This window comes from Bacillus sp. AP50 (genome assembly GCF_040492675.1).
In the GTDB taxonomy this organism is placed as follows: domain Bacteria; phylum Bacillota; class Bacilli; order Bacillales; family Bacillaceae_G; genus Bacillus_A; species Bacillus_A cereus.
The window spans coordinates 1-1,757 of the sequence record NZ_JBEUTW010000695.1 but is presented as its reverse complement, the minus strand read 5'-3'; the positions used below and the strand labels follow the sequence as shown (position 1 = coordinate 1,757).

Genomic DNA, 1,757 nt, shown 5'->3' with positions numbered 1-1,757 from the left:
GAAACAAAGAGGTATCTCTTCGAAAGAAGATAAACTAGCGAAAAAACGAACAATTATATATAACGAGGGCAAGAAAAAAGAGTTTGATGATGAGAAGTATACCTATAAAGAGACAAAATGGAACCCGAAAGGAAGAAACAATGAACTATTAAAATTAAATCCTACGGAAAGGTTAGTGAGAAAATCAGATGAGAAAAAGAGATATGATGATGAATATGTAGGGCTAGCTAAATATAGTATTCAATCAGAATTCGCAGATTTGTTAATTCGATATAAAGATTGGAATTATAAAGAAACGAAATATCTTGGATTAGATTGTTACAAAATTGAAGGAGTTATCAACATAGAGGTGCCTGTTAGCACCTCTGAAGATTTAAGAGGGAAATTCGAAATGGTTGTGGAGAAAAATACAGGGATTATGTTGAAATTTCTTAGTTTTCAAGAAGGCTTGATTCAATATTCAGTTACGACTGAATGGATACAAATAGATAAGGGATTGAAAGAAAGTATGTTTCAAAAGGATAGCGCTAAATATGAAAAAATGAAAAACATATTGGGTGAATAGAAACAGGAGGAGAGTAAATGGGGAATCATTCATCTTTAAGAGAAGAGAAAAATAAGCAAAAATATAAAAAGAAAACGATAGTAAGTTTACTACTGGCGGTATTACTATTTGGTGGAATTGGCTATGGAGCCTATGTATATATGAAAACTTCTAGTCTCGTACAAAAATCTAATTTGAATTTAGCACGAGGCGAAAAATCCAATTTACGTGAGAAATCTGTAAAGCCAATTGCAAATCATGTTTCACTTTTAATTATGGGAATTGATGAAAATCAAGAACGACAAAAGGAATATAATGGTGCATTTCATACAGATGCATTATTGTTAGCGACTTTTAATAAAGACGATAAAACAGTGAAATTAACGAGCATACCGCGTGATACATATACATATGTTCCAGTTGAAAAGAAAAAAGATAAAATAACCCATGCATATGGAAGTGGTTTCGTTAAAAATGGTAAAGATGGAGGACCGCAAGCTTCTGTGGAAGCGGTAGAAAAATTGTTACAGGTGCCTGTTGATTATTTTGTGAAATTTAATTTTGGTTCCTTTACTAAAATTGTTGATGGGTTAGATGGTATTGAAGTGGATGTCCCAGTTGAATTTACGGAGCAAAATAGTAAAGATGAACCTGATGCGATTCATTTGAAAAAAGGATTACAAAAATTAAATGGGGAAGAAGCACTTGCACTAGCAAGAACGCGCCATATTGATAGTGATGCAATGAGAGGACAACGCCAACAACTTGTTATTGAAGCGATTTTAAGTAAATTAAAAAGTGTAGGATCGATTACGAAGTTAGAAAAAATAGTTGAGGCGGTTGATGGTGATTTTAAAACAAATTTAGTAATGGATGATATTTTATCTTTTTATAAATACGGTTTAAACGGTTCAGTTGAAAAAATACAATTAGCTGGTGATGATTTATACTTACCTAATGGCCCAAACGGGCAACGTGTATATTATTATAATCCTAATAAAAAAGATCTACAGAGTTTGAGTAATACGCTTAGAACACATCTAGGATTAAGTGAAAAGCAAATTGAGGAGAATTAAAGCAGACGAAATGTCTGCTTTTTTATTTTTGTAGAAAAGATGTTTTTAGATATATGCATTATTTATTGGCAATAATTAACAAGTATTCAAGCGGTAAATGAGATCGAAGTGATTAAAACAACGAATGTGTATGAATG

The 1,757-nt window shown here is 32.0% G+C and carries 1 protein-coding gene and 1 pseudogene; both read left to right on the top strand.

The features are described 5' to 3' along the window. A pseudogene (locus ABWK52_RS28505) lies at positions 1 to 565 on the top strand (anti-sigma factor); the annotation flags it as partial. A 17-nt stretch (positions 566 to 582) separates the two neighbouring features. Then, positions 583 to 1,620, top strand: coding sequence for an LCP family protein (locus tag ABWK52_RS28500; RefSeq protein WP_000526734.1), 1,038 nt, complete (start codon positions 583 to 585; stop codon positions 1,618 to 1,620). Positions 1,621 to 1,757 lie beyond the last annotated feature (137 nt).

Excerpts from the sequence above, each read along its gene's own strand:
- ABWK52_RS28500 (WP_000526734.1), top strand. The coding sequence starts at position 583 with ATGGGGAATCATTCATCTTTAAGAGAAGAGAAAAATAAGCAAAAATAT.